The sequence below is a fragment of the Flavobacterium sp. W22_SRS_FP1 genome (assembly GCF_052113685.1).
In the GTDB taxonomy this organism is placed as follows: Bacteria; Bacteroidota; Bacteroidia; order Flavobacteriales; family Flavobacteriaceae; genus Flavobacterium.
In genome coordinates this window covers 13,237-33,655 of record NZ_JBGQOE010000020.1, presented here as the reverse complement: position 1 = coordinate 33,655, position 20,419 = coordinate 13,237, and the positions used below count along the sequence as shown (strand labels likewise).

At 36.0% G+C, this 20,419-nt stretch carries 20 protein-coding genes; 6 read left to right on the top strand and 14 right to left on the bottom strand.

Going from position 1 to position 20,419, the window contains the following annotated elements:
* Positions 1-20: 20 nt before the first annotated feature.
* From ACEN2H_RS11605 to ACEN2H_RS11560, 10 genes are all read right to left on the bottom strand, one after another.
* Positions 21-689, bottom strand: a complete 669-nt coding sequence (locus ACEN2H_RS11605) for a bifunctional 4-hydroxy-2-oxoglutarate aldolase/2-dehydro-3-deoxy-phosphogluconate aldolase (protein WP_441732536.1) — start codon at positions 687-689, stop codon at positions 21-23.
* A gap of 6 nt (positions 690-695) precedes the next feature.
* On the bottom strand, positions 696-1,718 hold the full coding sequence (locus ACEN2H_RS11600; protein WP_441732534.1) for a PfkB family carbohydrate kinase: 1,023 nt from the start codon (positions 1,716-1,718) through the stop codon (positions 696-698).
* Between the two features lie 27 nt (positions 1,719-1,745).
* Positions 1,746-3,146, bottom strand: coding sequence for a glucuronate isomerase (uxaC, locus tag ACEN2H_RS11595; RefSeq protein ID WP_441732532.1), 1,401 nt, complete (start codon positions 3,144-3,146; stop codon positions 1,746-1,748).
* An 18-nt stretch (positions 3,147-3,164) separates the two neighbouring features.
* Positions 3,165-3,950, bottom strand: a complete 786-nt coding sequence (locus ACEN2H_RS11590) for a gluconate 5-dehydrogenase (RefSeq protein ID WP_441732530.1) — start codon at positions 3,948-3,950, stop codon at positions 3,165-3,167.
* A 7-nt stretch (positions 3,951-3,957) separates the two neighbouring features.
* On the bottom strand, positions 3,958-4,797 hold the full coding sequence (kduI, locus tag ACEN2H_RS11585; protein WP_441732529.1) for a 5-dehydro-4-deoxy-D-glucuronate isomerase: 840 nt from the start codon (positions 4,795-4,797) through the stop codon (positions 3,958-3,960).
* A 196-nt stretch (positions 4,798-4,993) separates the two neighbouring features.
* Positions 4,994-6,529, bottom strand: a complete 1,536-nt coding sequence (locus ACEN2H_RS11580) for an aldehyde dehydrogenase (NADP(+)) (RefSeq protein ID WP_441732527.1) — start codon at positions 6,527-6,529, stop codon at positions 4,994-4,996.
* A 49-nt stretch (positions 6,530-6,578) separates the two neighbouring features.
* A complete protein-coding gene (locus ACEN2H_RS11575) occupies positions 6,579-7,502 on the bottom strand; it encodes a 5-dehydro-4-deoxyglucarate dehydratase (RefSeq protein WP_441732525.1) in 924 nt (307 codons plus the stop codon).
* 30 nt (positions 7,503-7,532) lie between these two features.
* Entirely contained in the window at positions 7,533-9,077 is a 1,545-nt protein-coding gene (gene garD / locus ACEN2H_RS11570) for a galactarate dehydratase (RefSeq protein ID WP_441732523.1), read from the bottom strand.
* Positions 9,078-9,082: 5 nt separating this feature from the next.
* Positions 9,083-10,516 (bottom strand): GntP family permease, encoded by a 1,434-nt coding sequence (locus tag ACEN2H_RS11565; protein WP_441732521.1) that lies wholly within the window; start codon positions 10,514-10,516, stop codon positions 9,083-9,085.
* A gap of 28 nt (positions 10,517-10,544) precedes the next feature.
* Positions 10,545-11,990 (bottom strand): MFS transporter, encoded by a 1,446-nt coding sequence (locus ACEN2H_RS11560; protein WP_441732519.1) that lies wholly within the window; start codon positions 11,988-11,990, stop codon positions 10,545-10,547.
* Between the two features lie 294 nt (positions 11,991-12,284).
* Here ACEN2H_RS11560 and ACEN2H_RS11555 point away from each other — a divergent pair, with 294 nt between their 5' ends.
* The 3 genes from ACEN2H_RS11555 to ACEN2H_RS11545 all read left to right on the top strand — a co-directional run bounded on the left by ACEN2H_RS11555 (position 12,285) and on the right by ACEN2H_RS11545 (position 16,637).
* The gene (locus tag ACEN2H_RS11555) at positions 12,285-13,235 is read left to right on the top strand and encodes an alpha/beta hydrolase (protein ID WP_441732517.1); all 951 of its coding nucleotides are present in this window, start codon (positions 12,285-12,287) and stop codon (positions 13,233-13,235) included.
* A 2,355-nt stretch (positions 13,236-15,590) separates the two neighbouring features.
* On the top strand, positions 15,591-16,013 hold the full coding sequence (locus ACEN2H_RS11550; protein WP_441732515.1) for a DUF6943 family protein: 423 nt from the start codon (positions 15,591-15,593) through the stop codon (positions 16,011-16,013).
* A gap of 69 nt (positions 16,014-16,082) precedes the next feature.
* Positions 16,083-16,637 carry a hypothetical protein gene (locus ACEN2H_RS11545; RefSeq protein ID WP_441732513.1) on the top strand — a complete coding sequence of 185 codons (555 nt, stop codon included), beginning with the start codon at positions 16,083-16,085 and terminating at the stop codon, positions 16,635-16,637.
* 237 nt (positions 16,638-16,874) lie between these two features.
* On the opposite strand, the gene ACEN2H_RS11540 is transcribed toward ACEN2H_RS11545, so the two are convergent.
* Genes ACEN2H_RS11540 through ACEN2H_RS11525 form a run of 4 tightly spaced genes read right to left on the bottom strand, consistent with a single transcriptional unit; the run spans position 16,875 to position 18,517 of the window.
* Positions 16,875-17,051, bottom strand: a complete 177-nt coding sequence (locus ACEN2H_RS11540) for a hypothetical protein (protein WP_441732511.1) — start codon at positions 17,049-17,051, stop codon at positions 16,875-16,877.
* Positions 17,038-17,316 (bottom strand): hypothetical protein, encoded by a 279-nt coding sequence (locus ACEN2H_RS11535; protein ID WP_441732509.1) that lies wholly within the window; start codon positions 17,314-17,316, stop codon positions 17,038-17,040. The genes ACEN2H_RS11540 and ACEN2H_RS11535 overlap by 14 nt, the downstream gene beginning before the upstream one ends.
* A 3-nt stretch (positions 17,317-17,319) precedes the next feature.
* Positions 17,320-17,760, bottom strand: coding sequence for a DUF5675 family protein (locus tag ACEN2H_RS11530; protein WP_441732507.1), 441 nt, complete (start codon positions 17,758-17,760; stop codon positions 17,320-17,322).
* A gap of 1 nt (position 17,761) precedes the next feature.
* Positions 17,762-18,517, bottom strand: coding sequence for a hypothetical protein (locus tag ACEN2H_RS11525; RefSeq protein ID WP_441732505.1), 756 nt, complete (start codon positions 18,515-18,517; stop codon positions 17,762-17,764).
* Between the two features lie 306 nt (positions 18,518-18,823).
* Here ACEN2H_RS11525 and ACEN2H_RS11520 point away from each other — a divergent pair, with 306 nt between their 5' ends.
* The 3 genes from ACEN2H_RS11520 (at position 18,824) to ACEN2H_RS11510 (ending at position 20,329) form a co-directional block, all read left to right on the top strand.
* Complete coding sequence (locus ACEN2H_RS11520; protein WP_441732503.1) at positions 18,824-19,051, top strand: type II toxin-antitoxin system Y4mF family antitoxin; 228 nt, start codon at positions 18,824-18,826, stop codon at positions 19,049-19,051.
* Positions 19,048-19,380 (top strand): HipA N-terminal domain-containing protein, encoded by a 333-nt coding sequence (locus ACEN2H_RS11515; protein WP_441732501.1) that lies wholly within the window; start codon positions 19,048-19,050, stop codon positions 19,378-19,380. The genes ACEN2H_RS11520 and ACEN2H_RS11515 overlap by 4 nt, the downstream gene beginning before the upstream one ends.
* A 121-nt stretch (positions 19,381-19,501) precedes the next feature.
* Entirely contained in the window at positions 19,502-20,329 is an 828-nt protein-coding gene (locus ACEN2H_RS11510; protein ID WP_441732499.1) for a HipA domain-containing protein, read from the top strand.
* Positions 20,330-20,419: the final 90 nt, after the last annotated feature.

The window sequence follows — 20,419 nt, the reverse complement described above, 5'->3', positions numbered from 1 at the left end:
AATTAATTTGCCAATAAAAACTAGCTTCTTAACTCTTTAATCGTTTCCAAGGTCTCTTTTACTTTTAGACGCAATCCTTCAAAATCTTTATTTGCTAAAATTTCGCATGAAATCAATTGCGACCCAATACCAACGCAGGTTACACCAGCGTCAAACCAACTCTTTAGATTTTCTCTATTTGTAGAAACACCTCCTGTTGGCATGATGCTTGTCCATGGGCAGGGCCCTTTAATTCCTTTGACAAATTGTGGCCCGTAAATATCTCCAGGAAATAACTTTACAATTTCGCATCCTAATTCCTCAGCGCGAGCAATTTCAGTTAAAGTTCCACAGCCAGGTGACCACAATACTTTTCTCCGATTACAAACGATGGCTATATCTTCTCTCAAAACTGGAGTAACAATAAAATTAGCGCCTAATTGCATGTAAAGGGAAGCAGCAGCTGCATCAGTAACTGAGCCAACTCCTAAGATCATTCCTGGCAATTCAGCCAAGGCATATTTGTTTAATGCGCCAAAAACTTCAAAAGCAAAATCACCTCTACTGGTAAATTCCATTAAACGAGAACCCCCATCATAACAAGCTTTCAACACCTTTTTACTCAGTTCAATATCCGAATGAAAAAACAAAGGAACCATTCCATTCTCTTTCATCACAGTTGCCACTTCAATTCTTGAATACTTTGCCATAACTTTTTATCTTGATACTAATCCGGATATATTTCCGTCTAGCATATTTTCAACTTCTTTTAAGGTAACCAGATTATAATCTCCTGAAATAGTGTGTTTTAAACAACAGGCTGCTACTGCAAAATCTAATGCTCTTTGCGTCTTATTTGGATACTCTAACAAACCGTAAATCAATCCTCCCATAAAAGCATCACCACTTCCTACTCGATCCACAACTGGAGTTACTTCTTGAATGGCTGCATTGTAAATTGCTTTCCCATCAAATAAAATACCGCCAATTCTTTGGTGTGAAGCACTTACAGAATAACGTAATGTAGTTGCGACTGTTTTTAAATTTGGACATAGATCAAACAACTTACTATACAAAACAGGAAGTGACTGTAGATCTTGATAATTAGGATCTACTTTGGCTTGACCTAACATAAAATAAGCGGTATCTATATCTCCTAAAATAACATTCGTGTATTGCAATAATTCTGGCATGACCTCACTTGGTGTTTTACCATATTGCCATAATTTTGATCGATAATTTAGGTCACATGAAATGGTTAATCCTAATTGATTCGCTACTTTAACGGCTTCAAGACAAGCTTCGGCAGCACCTTCAGAGATAGCTGTTGTAATTCCGCTCCAATGAAACCAAGTAGCTCCTTCTAGTACTCTTTCCCAATCAATGGCCCCTTTTTGAATTGTTGCCATAGCGCTATGGGCACGGTCATAAACTACATTACTCCCACGAGTTCCTGCTCCGGTTTCTAAATAATAAGTACCCAAACGTTCTCCGCCAAAAATTACATTCTTGGACTCTACGTTCATTTTTCGCATTTCTCTCAAAGCACATGCACCAATTTCGTTATCGGGTAACCGAGTAACAAATTCAGCATTTACACCATAATTTGCCAAAGAAACACCTACGTTAAATTCACCACCGCCATAAGTAGCAGTAAATGTTTTAGCTTGCGCAAAGCGCAAATGCCTTTCTGTAGAAAGACGCAACATTATTTCACCAAAAGCAACAACTTTATTCATTGTATTAGAATTAAATAGTGGTCTTAATTAAAATTTAAAATACTCCTTGGCATTGTTATAACTAATATCAGACACCATTTTACCAATCCATTCCATGTCATTTGGTAGTTCCCCTCTTTTAATTTCATCCCCTAAAAGATTACAAAGAATACGTCTGAAATATTCATGTCTTGGAAACGATAAAAAGCTTCTAGAATCAGTCAACATTCCTATAAAACAACTAATTAATCCCATATTTGAAAGGGCGTTTAATTGTTTTGTCATTCCATCTTTTTGGTCTAAAAACCACCATCCTGAACCAAACTGTACTTTTCCTTTAACACTTCCGTCATTAAAATTTCCAATCATGGTTGCCATCACCTCGTTATCAGCTGGATTTAGATTGTAAATAATGGTTTTTGTCAATTTATCTTTACTGTCTAACGCATTTAAAAAGCCCGACAGTTTTTGTGCCTGCGGATAATCTCCTATGGAGTCCCAACCTGTATCAGGTCCTAGAATTCGATGCATACGTGCATTATTGTTTCTTAATGCACCTAAGTGAAATTGCTGCACCCATCCGTATTCATGATAGGTTTCACATAAAAATAGTAAAATAGCACTTTGAAATTTCAAAGCTTCTTCATTATTCAATACTGCATTTTCTCTTTTCTTTTTGAAGATGGCGTTTACTTCGCTTTCAGTAAAGTTTTCGAAGTAAATTTGGTCTAAACCATGGTCACACAGTTTGCAACCGTTTTTGTCAAAATAGTCAATTCTATTTCTTAATGCGGTACATAAATCAGCATACGTATTTATTGCTATACCAGCCGCTTGACCTAATGTATCAATGTAATCATTGTATCCGTCCACTGAAATCAAGATGGATTTATCAGGTCTAAAAGCAGTACTTACTTTTGTTTTGAAATCGCTTTTAGCTAATTGTTGATGGTATTCTAAAGTATCAATTGGATCTTCAGTAGTACATACAAATTCAGCATTCACTTTTGTAAGCAAATTTTGAGTGCTGTAAGCCGATGAATTTATTTTTGCAGAAGCTTGTTCATAAATCGACTCCGCTGATTTTTCATTTAGTAAATCATAAATATCAAAATAACGAGCCAGTTCAAGATGTGTCCAATGGTACAAAGGGTTACGCATTGTATAAGGAACTGTTTTTGCCCAATTCATAAACTTATCCTTATCAGAACCACTTCCAGTCACGAATTGCTCATTTATTCCTAGCGTACGCATCGCACGCCATTTGTAATGATCTCCATTTATCCACACTTGGGTAATATTGTCAAAAATGGTATTTTCGGCAATGTGCTTTGGTGATAAGTGATTGTGATAATCAATAATAGGCTGATTTTTAGAATAATTATGATATAATTCTTCAGCGTATTTATTTTCTAATAGAAAATTATCATTTATAAATTTAGTGCTCATTTATCGGTTTCTTAAAAATTAATTCTCGTTTGAAGGTTTCCCGATAGTGGCTAGAATACCACCATCAACATATATAATTTGCCCATTGACAAACTTGCTTGCCTCAGAAGCCAAAAACACAGCAGTTCCTGCAAGATCTTCAGGATCTCCCCATCTACCAGCTGGTGTTCTACTAATAATAAAATCATTAAATGGATTTCCGTCAACACGAATAGGCTCTGTTTGAGTAGTTGCAAAATAACCTGGACCTATTCCATTCACTTGGATGTTGTATTTTGCCCATTCGGTTGCAAGATTGCGCGTCAACATCTTCAATCCGCCTTTTGCAGCAGCATAAGCCGAAACACTATTTCGTCCAAGCTCACTCATCATAGAGCAGATATTGATAATCTTCCCTTCGTTGCGTTCAATCATTTGTTTCGCTACTAATTGCGACATGATAAATGGCCCAACTAAATCCACATCGATTACTTTTCTAAAATCGGCAACCGGCATTGTAATAGCCAATTCTCTTTTTATAATTCCTGCGTTATTGACTAATATGTGAATATCACCCAATTCTTTACCAATTAATTCGATATTTTTTGCGGCAGCATTTTCATCTGTCACATCAAATAAATAACCTGAAACTAGGTATCCTTTGCTTTTATAGTAGGTAAGAGCTTCTTCCATTTTAGATGGAGTTGTACCTGTAATTACAAGTTCAGCACCAGCACTTGCTAATCCTTCAGCCATTGCCATTCCTAGGCCGTGAGTTCCTCCAGTTACAAGGGCTCTTTTTCCTTTTAAATTAAATAAAGTCATAATTATTTTATCTTAATTCATTGATTTTGCAAACATCCATATCTCCATAGTCTAAATTTTCACCAGCCATTCCCCAGATAAAAGTATAGTTGCTAGTTCCTGAACCAGAATGAATTGACCATGGTGGAGAAATTACTGCTTGATGATTGTTCATCCAAATATGCCTTGTTTCCTGTGGTTGTCCCATAAAGTGACATACGGCCTGATTTTCCGGAATATCCAAATAAAAATAAACCTCCATTCTACGATCGTGAACATGTGCTGGCATAGTGTTCCAAACGCTACCAGTTCTCAACTCCGTCATACCCATTTGTAATTGACAAGTAGTAACTATTCCACCAATAATCATTTGGTTTACGGTACGGTGATTCGCTGTTTCCATTGCCCCCAATTCTAATTTATTGGCTTCTGCCAAACTCACTTTTTTCGTGGGATAACTTTTGTGAGCTGGGGCTGAATTGATATAATATTTTGCTGGGTTTTTGGGATCAGTACTTTTAAAAATCACCTCCTTATTTCCACTCCCAATATAGAGTGCATCTTTAAAATTTAACTCATGAGTAGCTCCTTCAACAACTACAGCACCGCTTCCACCAACATTTATGATTCCCAGTTCTCTCCGATCCAGAAAATTTTCAGATTTTAAATAGGGAATCGTTTCTAATTTCAAACTTTTATTAACTGGCATAATCCCTCCAACAATGTATCTATCGTACATAGAATAGGTTAATTGAATTTCATTTTCAATAAAAAGAGTTTCAATTAAAAAATGCTCTCGAAGTTCGTCTGTGCCATATTTCTTAATATCTGTTGGATTTGTTGCATACCTAAAAGAAAAATTTATCATGATATTTATTTTTATGTAATCGATTGCACAAATATAACTTATATTCTTTTAATTACTTCTCTTTAGGCGATTTATAATTTCCTAAATAGTTAAATTAATTTTAAAAGCTCTAGAACTATCCTCTTTCTTTTTATAATAAGATGCTAAGAATAATTATTTCACTCGGAAAAATTAAATAAAGTATTTAACTATTACTCTATTTCTCCAAATTACCATTGACTAATCGCCAAATATTTAAGAGATTAACTTGTCGAAGAGCTGCAGGTAAAAGCGTATCTGGATAATCTTGGAAACAAACGGGTCTTACAAAGCGTTTAATTGCATTTGCTCCTACCGAGGTTGATTGTGGTGCAGTGGTTGCTGGATAAGGTCCGCCATGAACCATAGAATAGCAAACCTCAACTCCAGTAGGATATCCATTAACCAAAATACGACCTACTTTTAATTCCAAAATATCAAATAGTACGCTATAATCAGCAAAATCTTGAGTAGTTCCAAAAACAGTAGCAGTAAGATGTCCCACTAAATCTCTAGCCGCCTTAAGAATATCCTCTTTCGTTTGAACTTCGACCAATACGCTTGAAGGTCCAAAGTTTTCTTCTGATAAAACTTCATTTTCAAAGTAATTGGCTATTGATGTTTTAAATATTTTTGGAGTTGCGCTATTAGGTGTATTTTCACCCAATCCTGCGGCAAATTCTTCCACCTGTGGAATTTCTAATGTTTTATATACGCCTTTATCATATGCTTTTTTCATTTCAGGAGTCAACATGGTTCCCGAAGGAACTTCACTAATTTTATGATTTAATTGCTTGTAAAATTGATCAATATTCTCTGTTTTTTGAATAAAGGAAAGTCCAGGATTGGTACAAAATTGACCGACTCCAAGAGTAATGGATCCGGATAAACCATCGGCAATTTCTTCTGCTCTTTCTTTAAGTGCACCCGGCAAAATAAATACCGGATTAGTGCTTCCCATTTCCGCAAAAACCGGTATGGGCTCTGCCCTTGCATTTGAATATTCAACCAAGGCTTTACCTCCAGCGTATGATCCTGTAAATCCTACAGCTTTTATGCCAGAATGTTTGACTAGGGTTTCTCCAACTGTTCTAGAATTCCCTTGGATTAACGAAAAAGTACCCTCAGGCATTCCACATATTTTGACTGCTTTCAAAATAGCTACTGCTACCATCTCTGCTGTTCCTGGATGTGCTTTATGTCCTTTTACAACAACAGGACATCCTGATGCCAATGCTGAAGCAGTATCACCGCCCGCTACAGAAAAAGCTAGAGGAAAATTACTTGCACCAAATACCGCAACAGGTCCTAATGGTATTAACATATGCCGAATATCTGATTTAGGTAACGGAACTCTGTCTGGAATAGCAGTGTCGATTCGGGCATCAACCCAAGAACCTTCTCTGACAACGGAGGCAAATAATTTTAATTGACCAACGGTTCTTCCTCGTTCCCCTTGTAATCTCGCTAAGGGCAATGCAGTCTCCAAATGACATCTTTCTAAAAGAGCGTCGCCAAGATTTAGAATTTCGTCAGCTATGCATTCTAGAAAATCAGCAACACTATCTTTGCCTTTCTTTCTATAAATATCAAAAGCTTGCTCCGCTTTTTTTACCACTTCGTCAATCTGACTTTCCGTTGCATTTATAAATTCACCCTCTAATTGTTCGTTATTGGATGGGTTTATTGCGTGGAATTTTCCTAAATTACTCATTATCTTTATTATTAATCCATTTCTAAAAACAGAAATGCTGTTGTTTATATTATTTCAAAAGCTCCTCTTCCTTGTCTATAATTTTTTGAAGTTCTACCATTTCGGCAGCAGTAGGCATAATTAGTGGCGCACGAACATCTCCTGCACTTTTCCCTATTAATTGACAGCCCGCTTTAATTAAACTTACGGCATATCCTTGATTATTACTTCTCAGACGAATAAAAGGCACAAAAAATTCTTTAATTATTTTATTTACTTTTTCAGTATCACCAGCTCTTAATGACTTATAAAAATGATTGGCTAATCTTGGTACAAAATTAAATACTGCTGAAGAATAAGTATTTACACCAATTGACAAATAGGCTTCCGAAATAATTTCGGCCGTGGGAACTCCACCAATGTAAATCAATCGATTTCCAATTAATTTTATCGTTGCGTTTAATTCCTCGATAACTCCTGTTCCATCTTTTAAAGCAATAAAATTTGGACATAAATCAGCTAGCTTTTTTATCTGTTCTCCAAATAATATTCCGTTCGCACGATTGTAATAAATCACGGGTAATTTTGTGTTTTGAATGATAGTTTTAGCATACTCTACGATTCCGCTTTGAGGACATTCAGTAAGATAAGGTGGCATTAGAAGTAAAGCATCTATTCCGGCTTCTTCGGCAATTTTAGCAAATTCAATAGCTTCGGGCGTACTTCTTCCAACACTTGAAACTGTAGGTACTCGTCCATTTATAATTTTTGAAGTTACAGTAACAATTTGCTTGTATTCTTCCTTTGACAAAGAAAAAAACTCACCCGTTCCGCCTGCAACAAAAACAGTAGAAACTTCGTGACTCACGAACGATTCTAATCTGTTTGCAAAAGTGACTGCGTTAAACTTTCCATTTTCATCCATATCCGTTATTGGAAAAGATAATAATCCGTCCCGTAATGCATTTTCAATTCTTGAATAAGATAATCCCATCTTAAATAATTTTAAATTTATATTCTATTTCTATGTTAATGGTCCTGGATTAAACAAAACCAAATCATTATGTAAACCTAATATATCGCATGCAACCTTCTTCCTACCACTAGCAACTTCGAGAATTAAGAAAAACAACTCCCATCCCATTTCCTCAATTGTTTTTTTCCCAGTTGCTATTTGACCTGCATCTAAATCGATTAAATCGAACCATCTTTGGCTCAATGTTGAGTTAGAACCAACTTTAATTACCGGTACCATTGACAAGCCGTAAGGCGTTCCTCTACCTGTCATAAATATATGTATATTCATTCCGGCAGCTAATTGTAACGTTCCACAAACAAAGTCACTTGCTGGTGTTGCAGCAAATGACAATCCTTTTTTACGTATTTTTTCACCAGGCCCAAGAACATCTACAATTGGACTTGTACCTGATTTTATAATAGAGCCTAGCGCTTTTTCGACAATTGTACTTAACCCCCCTAATTTATTGCCTGGAGTAGTATTGGCACTACGATCCACTTGACCTTGCAAAAGATACTCATCATACCATTTAATTTCGTCCAAAAGCGCTCTTCCCACGGAAGGATTAATCGTTCTTGGAACTAATAAATGAACTGCATCCCGAACCTCTGTAACTTCTGAAAACATAACGCTTCCACCCGCTCTCACAATCAAATCTGAAGCAAATCCTGCGGCCGGATTGGCAGTCAAACCAGAAAACGCATCACTTCCTCCGCATTGCATTCCAACCACTAAATCCGAAGCTGGGCAAGTTTCTCTTTTGCGTTTGTTCAAACTTTTCAAATGAATTTCGGCAGTTTCCATAATTCCATTTATCATTTCATTAAATCCATTAAAAGATTCATCTTGCATGTAAGTCACACTCGAATAGGAATCGGAATCAATACCATACTTTTTTTTAGGCAAAAGAGTTTCAGGCCTTAGCTTTTCGCAACCCAAGCCAATAACCATTATTCCTCCTCCAAAATTGGGATTTATTGCAATATTTTGAATTGTCCTAATTGGTACAATCGCTGCAGGCGCATTAATAGCAACCCCGCATCCATAGGTATGATTCAACGCTACAACGTCATCTACATATTGGTATAAAGGAAGAAGTTCTTGCCTTATTTTTTTAACCAAATGCTCAGTCAAACCAGCCACACATTGCACACTGGTCGTAATTCCTAATATATTTTTAGTACCTACACTACCGTCCGAATTTCGATAGCCTTCAAATGTATAGCCTTCCAAGGGTATTATTTTTGGCTCAATCGTATCCGGTAACGAAATAAATTGCAAATCAGGAGGTTTAGGTAATGACATTTTAGATTCATCGATCCATTCGCCTTTTTTGATTAATATATTTGCAAAACCAATAGTTTGAGCATATCGAATAATTTTTCCACCAAAAGCAATATCACACAAGGCAACTTTGTGACCAGAAGGAACATACTGAGCTAGTATAATTCCGTCTTGAAGTATCGTACCTTCGGCTAGACCTGCAGCATTAGCTACGATCCCAACATTATCTAACGAAGTTGTTTTTATTAATAAACTATTAATTGACATTTTTTTTATATAAAGGGTAAAAATTTAGAAAGAATCATTAAGGAAATAAGTCCAGAAAAAGCCATTACAACCATCAAAATTGAAAAATATCGAACTGTTTCTTTTTCTTCCATTCCACTCATTTCAGTAATAATCCAAAAGGCACTATCGTTCATCCAAGAAAATACTTTTGAACCACATCCTATGGCTAATGCTAAATATACCGGATGAAATTGCAGTCCTGCACTAACTACACCACTCATTATACCAATAGTAGTAACCATTGCTATTGTAGCAGAACCTTGAGCAGTTCGAACAGCGGCAGTAATCAAAAAAGCCATTGGCAAAAGCGCCATTTGATAATTTCCAGCTAAATCCTGTATTCTAATTCCGATTCCGGATTGTTGCAACATCTGACCAAAAACACCTCCAGAAGCAGTAATTAAAATAATCATCCCCGCACTAGTAAGTGCTTCAGTGACATACTTTTGAAATTTTTTGATGTTTTTAATTTTGTACCACATTAAATGTAATCCTAAAACTGCTGAAATAATTAATGCGATATTTGGGTCTCCTAAAACAGAAAAAATGGCATGTGCCTTATGTTCTACTACACTTAAATCACCTGTATTTTCTCTAAAATTCAAGTCTAAAAAAGTTTTACTAGTAATGAAAAAAATTGGAAGCACAACCGGCAAAAGTGATAGAGATAAACTTGGCAAATCTGCTTCATCTGTAACAGAAATTTGCTTTAAATCCTTAATAGTAATATCAGCAGTATCACGCATCGATAAATCCCATTTCTTATTTGCCCATTTTGCATAAATATAACCACTAGTGACCGTAATCAGTCCTATAACAATTCCTCCAATCATCATAACGCCAATATCTACTCCCAATTCTTGCGCTACAAACAAAGGTCCCGGAGTTGGTGGAATTAAAGAATGTGCCATAACTCCTCCTGCCATAACAGACATTAGATAAAGGCTAAATTTCTTAGGGTCTTTTACCCCTATAGATTTCACTAATGGCAACATGAGGTAAAAAACCGTATCAAAGAAAACAGGTATGGCAAGTGTAAAGCTTCCAAATATTAAAGCTAAGGAGGTATTCTTCTTTCCAAACAAACGTAAAATTCCACGAATTATTCTTTCAGCACCGCCACTTCTCATCAAACAAGCCCCAATTATAGAACCTAAAGCAATTAAAATTCCAATTTTTCCACTAGTATTACCGAAGGCGTCAGCTAAGCGTCTTCCAATACCTTCGGTTGACAAAGATTGAGCCTCTTGAATCGACATGCCTTTCTGAATTGCATATTGGTAAATAAGATCTGACGATGTCAATAAACCAGTAACTAAAGCAGCTAACAATAAAGATATAGCAGCGTGTAATTTTAATAAAATAATACAAAAAAGAACAACAACAGTCCCTATTAATATGATAAAAATTGGATCCATTCAACAAACGAATTAATAATTATTAAATTTACAAATCTGTAATTGGACTATATTTAGGAACCAATGTCTTCATAACCGACCACCCAATTAAATAGCAAACAGCACAAACAGAGAAGATAATAAAGTATCCAGATTCAATACCTTCAAATCCCATGAAAGACATATTCGTTTCTTTACTGTAATCAAATAACATTCCCGATCCTTTATTAATAAAAGTAGAACCAATACCACCTGCTAATCCTCCAATACCAGTAATGGTAGCAATTGCTTTTTTAGGAAACATATCTCCAACTGTCGTAAAAATATTTGCTGACCAGGCCTGATGAGCTGCACCCGCAATCCCAATAATAATTACTGGTAACCAATAACTAATGTGTCCTAAAGGCTGAGCAACTAAGGCCAATAAGGGGAAAAATGCAAAGATCAACATCGCTTTCATTCGACCATCATAAGGATTCATTCCTTTCTTTTCAACAAAATAAGTGGGCAACCACCCTCCAATTATTGAAAGTAATGTAATCATGTATAATACAAATAATGGCAAAGCTGCTTCTGTAGAATCCATACCGTAAACTGAACTTAAGTAAGCTGGCGTCCAGAACAAGAAAAACCACCAAACTCCATCTGTCATAAACTTTCCAAAAGCGAAGGCCCAAGTTTGTTTGTATTGCAAGCATTGCTTAAAAGTAACTTTAGTAGCCGTTTCAGGCACATAGCCCACTATTTTACTGTCTGCCACAGCATCTTGCTGTATGTATTCTAATTCAGTCGCACTTACTTTTCTATGTTTTTCTGGCTTTTCATACATAAAAACCCAAAATCCCATCCAAACAAAACCTAAGGCTCCTATAATGATAAAAGCCATTTCCCATCCATATGCTTCTGCAATAAACGGAATTGAAATAGGCGCTGCTAATGCACCAACAGTGGCACCTGAATTAAATATACTTGTAGAGAAAGCACGATCTTTTTTAGGAAAATATTCGGCAGTAGTTTTTATTGCAGCGGGAAAATTCCCAGCTTCACCTAATGCTAAAACAAAACGAGCAAAAATAAACAAGGTAACACTAACGGAAATAATCATTCCTGTATCATTAACTGTTTTAAGAGCCTCTTTTGCGCCTTCAAAACCAACAAACCAATTCCCCGTCAATATTCCAGCAGTTGCAATTCCGCAAAAAGCATGTAAACAGGCCCCTATAGACCAAATTCCAATTGCCCAAAGAAATCCCTTTTTAGTATCCAACAAATCCACAAATCTACCAGCAAACAAAAGTGATACCGCATAAAAAATTGAAAACAATGCCGTAATATTACCGTAATCATTATTAGTCCAATGAAATTCAGGAGCTATGAAATCATTCCATGTTAAAGAAAGCACCTGTCTGTCTAGATAGTTTATAGTAGTTGCGAAGAAAAGCAGACTGCAAATTGTCCAACGATAGTTCCCGGTTGATTTAGTATTTTTGGTCATAGAAATTAATTATGGATAGTTAAATAGATTTCAGCTTTATAATTATTAATTGTTTTTTTTAATCAATCAATGTAATCGATTACACAAATATACTTTTTAATATCAATAACGCAAATAAATTATTTATATATTTGTATATATCTCCAAAATAAACGCATAAAGTAAAATAACTAATGTAAAATTATACATTCAATAATATTGATGTTAAGTTGATAATCTCTAACTTTTTTTAAAAAAAAATAAAAGAGTAGAAAAAACAGGTGTCTCATTTAGATAATATTAAAATTCTTTTCATTGAAAAAAAATAAAAACTTAGATCGACAAGCCTATTTCATTTTTATGTTAATTACATTAGGGATTAACATCCTATCATACGGGCAGGATAAAGTTATTCCGCTATGGAAGAATCAAATTCCTAATGAAATAATTTCAACCAGTTATCAAGAATTAAATAGCTATAAGAATGGCGAAATAGAAAGTAGCAGTCAAGTTTCAAAACCAACATTATCACTATTTCTACCTAAAAAAACAAAAACTAATGGAACGGCAGTACTAATTTTTCCAGGTGGAGGTTATTCACATTTAGCAGTAAATAAAGAAGGCACTAAAGTTGCACAATGGTTAAACACAATGGGCATCACCGCTTTTGTATTAAAATACAGATTACCCAGTAATAAAATAATGGAAAATAAATCAATTGGCCCATTACAAGATGCACAGGAAGCAATTAGATACATAAGGCGAAATGCTACTCAATTGAATATAGATAAGAAAAAAATTGGAGTAATTGGATTTTCTGCTGGAGGTCATCTAGCTTCAACATTGTCCACAAATTATAATAAACAAGTATATCATTCAATTGACTCAACAAGTGCACGACCAAATTTTTCTATATTAATTTACCCTGTAATTTCAATGAATAGTAAAATAACACACTTAGGCTCACAAGTTAACTTACTAGGTAACTCAGCTTCATCATCATCAATAGAGCGGTTTTCTAATGACTTACAAATAACTTCTGAAACTCCAGAAACCTTTATCGTTCATGCATCAGATGACACTGTAGTTTCGGCAAAAAACAGCCTTAACTATTATGAAGGCTTAATACAACACCACGTCCCAGTTGAACTGCATTTATATGAAAAAGGAGGTCATGGCTTTGGTTTAGGACGAAATGAAACAAGCCACTTCTGGACTACCGATTGTCATAACTGGATGAAATCCCATAATTATATTACTCAATAAATTACTGTTTTTTTTAACTCCAGTCAGACTATATTATATTGTTTTATTTACGGGAACAGATCAAACTACAAATTTATCCACTTCAGCTTTTTCAACCATATTATAACTAACACAAAATAAAAGGAGTCCTGTTATTCACAAAATAACTACCCCCATCCAATGGAAATCTCATATTTTGATAAGAAAGATAAAAAGCACCAATAGTAAGATTTAATGTAAACCCACAAGTGCTATGAGCTGCCGTATAAAAGATGATAGTAGAAATGCATTTACAATTTAGCCCGATTACTACGAAGTCTTACCTGAAAAATAGTGGTTTTTACAAAGTAGATATTGCTTTGGTCTCCGATCTCGTAGACACTAACGAGGGCAGGTAAAACAAGTCGAAATAAGAAAAAACCTCGTAATATTTTGCGAGGTTTTTTCTCTAGATCCTCCTAAATAACACCAAATTCGATAATACAGAATTTCCTTCCGTGCCCACTATCATAAGCTTTCAAACTCTTTCGATCATTGGCATCGACTGCCAATTATAATTAAGACCATACCACGTAAATACAATATTGCATTTAGGATTAAGTATTACTAGTGTCATTTACTTAGGGATATTGATACTGAGGCTGCCTGATACCATTTAAACCCTACCTTGAAAATCACATCCTGTTAGCGCCTAATTCAATTTCAAACAACTTCCTTAAAAATCTCGTCAAATTTGAACTTATAAAACTCATTTTTCAATCCATATAATTAAAAATCAACACCCTAATTTTTAATAATGTTGGAATGATTTTCCCAAAACACCATTTTTTTGTTGCGACTTGTACTAGCTATGATTTATTAACTCAGTATGAAGCAAATACATCTAGCTACTTTTAAACTTTCTAGAAAGTGAAGAAAAATACATTTCTATAATTGAATGGGTCGAAGAACTACCAAATTTAGAGCAATCCGATGTTTTTAGAGAAATAGTAGTTATATGGAGATAACGTTATGAAAAAAATGGAGACAGGGATTGCTTAAAAAAAGCCACTTTAATTTAAAGCGGAATAGATCAGTTTGAAGAAGATATCCTAGACGAAAAGCTAGATAAAGCCCTATTTGTGATGCAATTTGATAAAGTACAAATTAATGAGGAACAAGTGCCATCCTTTTTAATAGAAGCTCGAAATATAATAAACAAATACTTCCTATCAAATATCGTAGAGAGACAAGAACTAAGAAAACTAACTCTAAAAGAAAATAATGTAGAAAAAAAATGCGTTATATATGCCCCCGCCGATTGGTACAAAATCTTCCCCCTAATCCCCAAAACCATATCCTTCCAAATAACATGGTCAATCAAGCGGTCTCTCTTCGGTCGTTCCCTTTGTTCCGTTCGGCTGTTCCAGTCGGTCAACCTTATATTTTCATAAAAACATTTTCGGTAAATACTCTATTTATTATTTCAATTTAATATTCAGGTTTCCCTCCGTTCCACAGACACTTCACAGCACAAAAAGATACAGCAGCTTGCAAATAAGCAGCTATATTTTTTGCGCTGTTTCGTTCCTCATCTTCACACGGTCACTTCCTGCGTTCGGTCGGGCTTATGCATCCACAATACCGCTTCATTTCGTTACACTCCCCCGCCGCGGCGGGTACGTTTCACTGCATTCCAGCCATATTGTGTCTGCAGCCCGCCGTTTTTTCAGCGGTTGCTCCTTCGCACAGCCATCGGGCTTGGCGCCGCTTACCTCACTTACGTTATCTTAGAAGCATCCATTTCCAATTATCAATTATCCACTATCAATTATCAGTTGGCTCGGTCGCTTTGCCCTAAATCAAGGTACACCGCCAAAAAGACGGTTGCCTTCTATTTTTTACCCGCCGTTTCACGCTCATATCCGCTACGTTTCGCTTCGTACCTCCGCTCAACTCTCGCATCTATGGCGGCTGTTCGATTGCCGCAACCCCGCCACGGCGCTCCTCATCCGCAAAAAAAGTTCCTTGCCCTAAAAAGGGGCACCACTTTTTTTGCTTCTTCCGGTGCTTGGGGGTGTTTAATTGCCGTTTCCACAAGAACTCCCTGAGAAACTACAACAAGTACTGTAGTGCATTTTTCTGAAAAGAAAAAGAAAAAAATCCAGCAAGTTTAGCATTCATTCCTCACTTTCAGTCGGTTCACCCTGAACTTGTTTCAGGGTCTGTTCCAATACTTGTTTCAGGGTATCCCTCCATTTTCGTTCGTCATTTCTGCTGTTATAACGGCTTTCTTTTTTTCTCTTTTTTCTTTTCCGAAATGATAATTCTTCGCATCCAAAAGAAAAATTTAATCAGCGAAAAAAATTAAGCTCGAATCTTTAACACCAAAGCGCTATGCCGAATTTCATCATCAAAACACACCAAAAAAATGCTGTTTATAAAGGAAACCAAATCTTCATTCTGAACAAAGGGATGAACAGCGGCAAGCCTCAAAAAAAACCATTTACCAATAGCTTTGTAATTCTACTTCAAAACGATGAAGATGCCGAAACAGTCTATTGGTTAGCTTATAGTTTATGGAAAGCAAAATTCTGGCACCAATCATTATTGGGGTCCGTAATTCCATTTTTAAGAATTACTGATTTCAAAAAGGATTTTATGTCAAAAGTTAACCAAATGCCACAAGAACACGAGCTGCATAAAAAACAAATCCAGGCGTTGAGGTTACTAGAACAAAAAGAAGAACAATTCCATAAGGACATTATTCTTATTAATGAATTGCGAAGATCGATTCTAAACTCCTACTTCAAAAGATAAAATTCAATAATGTAATATAAGTTGTATATATTTGATATTATTCACTAGTTATAAATAATTGAAAATAATATGCTTAAAACAGTTCATGATTCTACTTTTAGAATTACCAATGACGATTTAAAATTTGATTACCAAGAATCCTTAACTGAAAAGCTCGATTCTAATTTTACCGATTTTGACCAAAATACTCTAAATGAAATTGTATTATGGAAGGTCAATCGTTACGCAAACTTTGAACCTACCTTAATGTCATTAATAAATTCACTAAAACCTGAAGAAACAGTACTTAATATTGACAAAACAAAGCTCATTTTAAGAAGTTTATTAAAAACAAATGGAGTTCAACTTGCCATGGCATCAACAATTTTAAGATTTAGAAACCCTAAAATTTATCAAATTATTGACCAAAGAGTATACCGAATTATTTATATCAATGAAGAGCTAAAACTAAATACCTATTTATCTGAAAAGAATTTAAACTATCAAATTGAACTTTACCTAAATTACCTAACCGATTTAAGAAAAGTATGTTTTCAACTAGATATACCATTTGAAAAATCGGATAGAATTTTGTTTATGGCTGACCGCAGAATTAACAAAGAACACAAATTAAAAAATTATTAAAAAACTGAGTAGACCGTTGTATATCGCTTAGAATATTTGAAACTAAAATACTGCTTTTCCTTTTTTTTTCCACGTTTATAGACTAATTGAGAAAATCTCTGTTTTTATTTACCAAAAGCTACATGAGTCATTTCTAAACAGAAAAAAAGCCTGATCTCTCGATCAGGCCCACATATAAATTCGGGAAAAGGTTACCAATCCAAACCCGAATTACTTTACGCTGAACTCGATTCAGTATTATTTCTTTTTAGATTTTGTCAATCCTTTTAAAAGGAGCGAAATAATGAAACTAATTATTGCACCTACAATTGCTAAAATAATGGTTTTTACAATATCCTCAGAAACAATATTAGGCATGACACTCAACAAAGTCCCAGATGCTGTTCCGATTTGCAAGCTGTTATTTGATTCCATCTCTAGGTAAATTTTCATTGTCTTTTCGTATTCTATTTAGAAGCTCTTCTTCTGATTTCGTATCATCGTCAACAGTCATTTGACTCACTGCAGAAAGCACGCCTCCAGCAACTGCCAAATATCCCGCAACACTAACGACAACCGCAGGCAAAACCACTGGAGCTGCAATCACACTTCCACTAAGTGCTAACATGGCCAAACCAATACTTCTCAATACCCTGAAAAACTTCGGAGTGGGCGATTTTGTTCTTGCTACTATATTCATAATTTATTTTTTTTGTGTCAGCCTTGTCATCCTGAACGGAGTCGAAGGATTAGATTGGATCCTTATTTTCACTTCTTCGTTGCGTCCTATCGCAGCATATACCAGTTTTGTGAGCTTTTTTAATGCTATTCGGGAGGCACTGCCCTTCCCTATTCCGGTTTGTATCGTTACGGCAGCGATACAGCCCAACAATTCTTTTTTGGCGTCATTGGCAGGATGGATTAATATAAAATCGCGTCCTGGAACATTTTGTAAATGCAAATGCCATTTGAATTTAGGGCTAAACCGCTTCTGTAAGATATATTCTCCCTCAGGAATACAAGAAATACGCCTTTGGTTTTGCAACCAGGGCAACTCGATGGTATAACAAACTAAAGTGCCGTTCCATTCTAAAGCTCCTTGTGTTCCCTCGGGAAAATAGGTCCTTTCCAAGACCAAAACCATCTTACAGACCGCTTACTTCAACCAACGCCAATGGATTGTATGAACCGTTTTTCAAAGGATACATTCTTCCATTCACCTCTTGATAAAATTCAATTCCCAAAGCCAAAAACAACGGTTTTGTACTACCTGGACTAACTGAATTGATATGATTGATATCAACAGTTTGATTCGAATCCCACGCTAGAATATCCGTTTCCGATGTGGCAACCACAAAGGTTTCTGCTTCAAAATCTATTTCCGCACCTGCAGATATAATTTTGAAATGCGTGGTTCCGCTTGCGGCAGCAATCATGTTCGCAGGAACAAACGGCGCCAAATCAACCATGATGTCACCAGAAGCACGGTCAATTGTCCCCACAAAAGGAGCAAATAAAGAAGTGCCCAGTTTACCTCTAATGTTGAATTCGAAACCAGCAAGCAATTCTGCCTCACCATCAATCACATTGCGTAGTCCGCGTTCACTTACCATATCCGCCTGAATAACTTTAATCATCGATTGAGTCAATCGACTTACCATTCTTCCATCAGCAGAATTAATAAGCAAAGTTCGCATTGCCGTTCTCAAAACTTTTCCTGCCTTTCCTGCTCTTCCAAATTCGGCTCCATTCTCGCGCGTTCTTTGAAATGCCGGATCGCTCGCAATTCTGCTCGCATCGACACCGCCTTTTTCTCTGGCCAAATGACCGTCTTTGGTTTTGTAGAAGGTAATATCCCCGATAGTACCTTTCAATTTAATTATGCCTTTCTGTCTTGCCATAATTTCTAAAATTTTAAATGAATAATTTTGCTAAATACGCTCTCAATCATCATCCTGTTGCAACACTTTTCGATTGATTATATACAAAGATGAAGTGAATTTTAATGCAAAATTATCAGTGCTGTTCCATATGGCAGCTTGCGGTATAAATGGCAGAAATCGATCTAAATGTCAGTTTGTAACTTCGAATAATTAAATCCGGAATCTATATGCATTTACATATAGATTTGCATTTTTGTAATATATTATATGCTTTTACATATAATTAACTATATTTGTTCAGAATCGTTGCAAAAGCATATAATCATGAAGACAATAGCAGATTTTGTAAAAGAGAAAAGGAATGAGGTAAACCTAACACAGCAAGCCTTTGCGGAACGCGCAGGTGTGGCACTGACCGTTATTCGAAAAATAGAACAGGGTAAAGAAAACCTAAATCTAGAAAAAGTAAACCAAGTCCTCAAAATGTTTGGCCATACTTTAGCTCCAGTAAGTGCAAGAGAATTATCCCAAAATGACGAAAAGCAACTATGAGAAAAGCAGCCATATATTATAAAGACTTCCTAGCGGGAATACTCACGGAAACGGATGATGGAGATTATACTTTTCAATACGATGAAAATTTTATTGCAGAGCATCCAAAAGAAAGCATCAGCTTGACCATGCCGGTACAATCAAAACCTTATACCGAAAAACGGTTGTTTCCTTTTTTTGAAGGCTTGATTCCGGAGGGATGGTTACTTGATATCGCTTCAAAAAACTGGAAAATTAATCCAAACGATCGCATGGGCTTACTCCTCGCCTGTTGCCAGAATTGTATCGGAGCAGTAAGTGTCCAACCAATACCAAACGAAGATGTTTAAAAAATGCCTCTATTGTTACAAACCATTAGCCGACGATACTGCCGGGGATTTTCACGAGCAGTGCAGCTTAGAGTTCTTCGGCAGCAAACAACAACCGGTATTCGAGCATTCGCTAAAGCAAATGGTAGATCTGGCCAAAAATGTAGTTGAACGTAACGTAGCAGTTCCTGGAGTACAACCCAAATTGTCCCTGTCTATTGTAAACGATACCATCCATGACGGAAACAAAGGCCGCCTTACGGTAGTCGGCGCTTTGGGAGGCAACTATATTTTCAAACCACCATCCGCACAATTTCCAGAAATGCCAGAAAATGAGCACGTCACTATGCGGATAGCGGAAGCTTTCGGCATCAACACTGTAATGTCAAGCTTAATCCGTCTGCAGTCGGGTGAACTGTCCTACATTACCAAACGCATCGACAGAACGGAAACTGGAGAAAAAATTCACATGCTTGATATGTTCCAAATCACGGAAGCTTTCGACAAGTACAAAAGCTCCATGGAAAAAATAGGCAAAGCCTTAGATGAATTTTCGGATAACACCTTGCTCGACAAAGTGTACTTTTTGGAACTGGCCATTTTCAGTTTCCTAACTGGCAATAATGATATGCATCTCAAAAACTTTTCGATGATCCACTCTGGTGACACTTGGACATTGGCGCCCGCCTATGATCTATTAAACGTGGCAACCGTAAATCCAGACGACACCGAGGAACTGGCCCTGACATTAGAGGGAAAGAAGAAAAAACTAAAATGGGAACATTTCAAAAGACTGGGTAGTACGCTTGGCTTGAATGAAAAACAAATAAAGGGAATGGCAAAACGGTTCCAAAAAAATAAACCTCTCGCAATCCAATGGATCAACAATTCATTCCTGTCAGATGCATTGAAAAATAAATACAAAAAACTATTAGAAGATAGGTACCATAGATTATTTGGTATCGATTAAGCAAACACTTTTTTTCATAAATTTACACTAGCTAAAGTCTTATAAACAGCACTTTAGAGTACAGCAAAGCCATATCAAAGCCATATATAA

What these genes read in the sequence shown, in the direction of transcription:
- ACEN2H_RS11520 (WP_441732503.1), top strand. Translation starts at nt 18,824, where the DNA reads ATGAAGACAATAGCAGATTTTGTAAAAGAGAAAAGGAATGAGGTAAAC.
- uxaC (WP_441732532.1), bottom strand. Translation starts at nt 3,146, where the DNA reads ATGAGCACTAAATTTATAAATGATAATTTTCTATTAGAAAATAAATAC.
- ACEN2H_RS11560 (WP_441732519.1), bottom strand. Translation starts at nt 11,990, where the DNA reads ATGACCAAAAATACTAAATCAACCGGGAACTATCGTTGGACAATTTGC.
- ACEN2H_RS11515 (WP_441732501.1), top strand. Translation starts at nt 19,048, where the DNA reads ATGAGAAAAGCAGCCATATATTATAAAGACTTCCTAGCGGGAATACTC.
- garD (WP_441732523.1), bottom strand. Translation starts at nt 9,077, where the DNA reads ATGTCAATTAATAGTTTATTAATAAAAACAACTTCGTTAGATAATGTT.
- ACEN2H_RS11525 (WP_441732505.1), bottom strand. Translation starts at nt 18,517, where the DNA reads ATGGCAAGACAGAAAGGCATAATTAAATTGAAAGGTACTATCGGGGAT.
- ACEN2H_RS11535 (WP_441732509.1), bottom strand. Translation starts at nt 17,316, where the DNA reads ATGAATATAGTAGCAAGAACAAAATCGCCCACTCCGAAGTTTTTCAGG.
- ACEN2H_RS11600 (WP_441732534.1), bottom strand. Translation starts at nt 1,718, where the DNA reads ATGAATAAAGTTGTTGCTTTTGGTGAAATAATGTTGCGTCTTTCTACA.
- ACEN2H_RS11550 (WP_441732515.1), top strand. Translation starts at nt 15,591, where the DNA reads ATGCCGAATTTCATCATCAAAACACACCAAAAAAATGCTGTTTATAAA.
- ACEN2H_RS11530 (WP_441732507.1), bottom strand. Translation starts at nt 17,760, where the DNA reads ATGGTTTTGGTCTTGGAAAGGACCTATTTTCCCGAGGGAACACAAGGA.
- ACEN2H_RS11565 (WP_441732521.1), bottom strand. Translation starts at nt 10,516, where the DNA reads ATGGATCCAATTTTTATCATATTAATAGGGACTGTTGTTGTTCTTTTT.
- ACEN2H_RS11540 (WP_441732511.1), bottom strand. Translation starts at nt 17,051, where the DNA reads ATGGAATCAAATAACAGCTTGCAAATCGGAACAGCATCTGGGACTTTG.
- ACEN2H_RS11575 (WP_441732525.1), bottom strand. Translation starts at nt 7,502, where the DNA reads ATGGGATTATCTTATTCAAGAATTGAAAATGCATTACGGGACGGATTA.
- ACEN2H_RS11605 (WP_441732536.1), bottom strand. Translation starts at nt 689, where the DNA reads ATGGCAAAGTATTCAAGAATTGAAGTGGCAACTGTGATGAAAGAGAAT.
- kduI (WP_441732529.1), bottom strand. Translation starts at nt 4,797, where the DNA reads ATGATAAATTTTTCTTTTAGGTATGCAACAAATCCAACAGATATTAAG.
- ACEN2H_RS11590 (WP_441732530.1), bottom strand. Translation starts at nt 3,950, where the DNA reads ATGACTTTATTTAATTTAAAAGGAAAAAGAGCCCTTGTAACTGGAGGA.
- ACEN2H_RS11510 (WP_441732499.1), top strand. Translation starts at nt 19,502, where the DNA reads ATGGTAGATCTGGCCAAAAATGTAGTTGAACGTAACGTAGCAGTTCCT.
- ACEN2H_RS11545 (WP_441732513.1), top strand. Translation starts at nt 16,083, where the DNA reads ATGCTTAAAACAGTTCATGATTCTACTTTTAGAATTACCAATGACGAT.
- ACEN2H_RS11580 (WP_441732527.1), bottom strand. Translation starts at nt 6,529, where the DNA reads ATGAGTAATTTAGGAAAATTCCACGCAATAAACCCATCCAATAACGAA.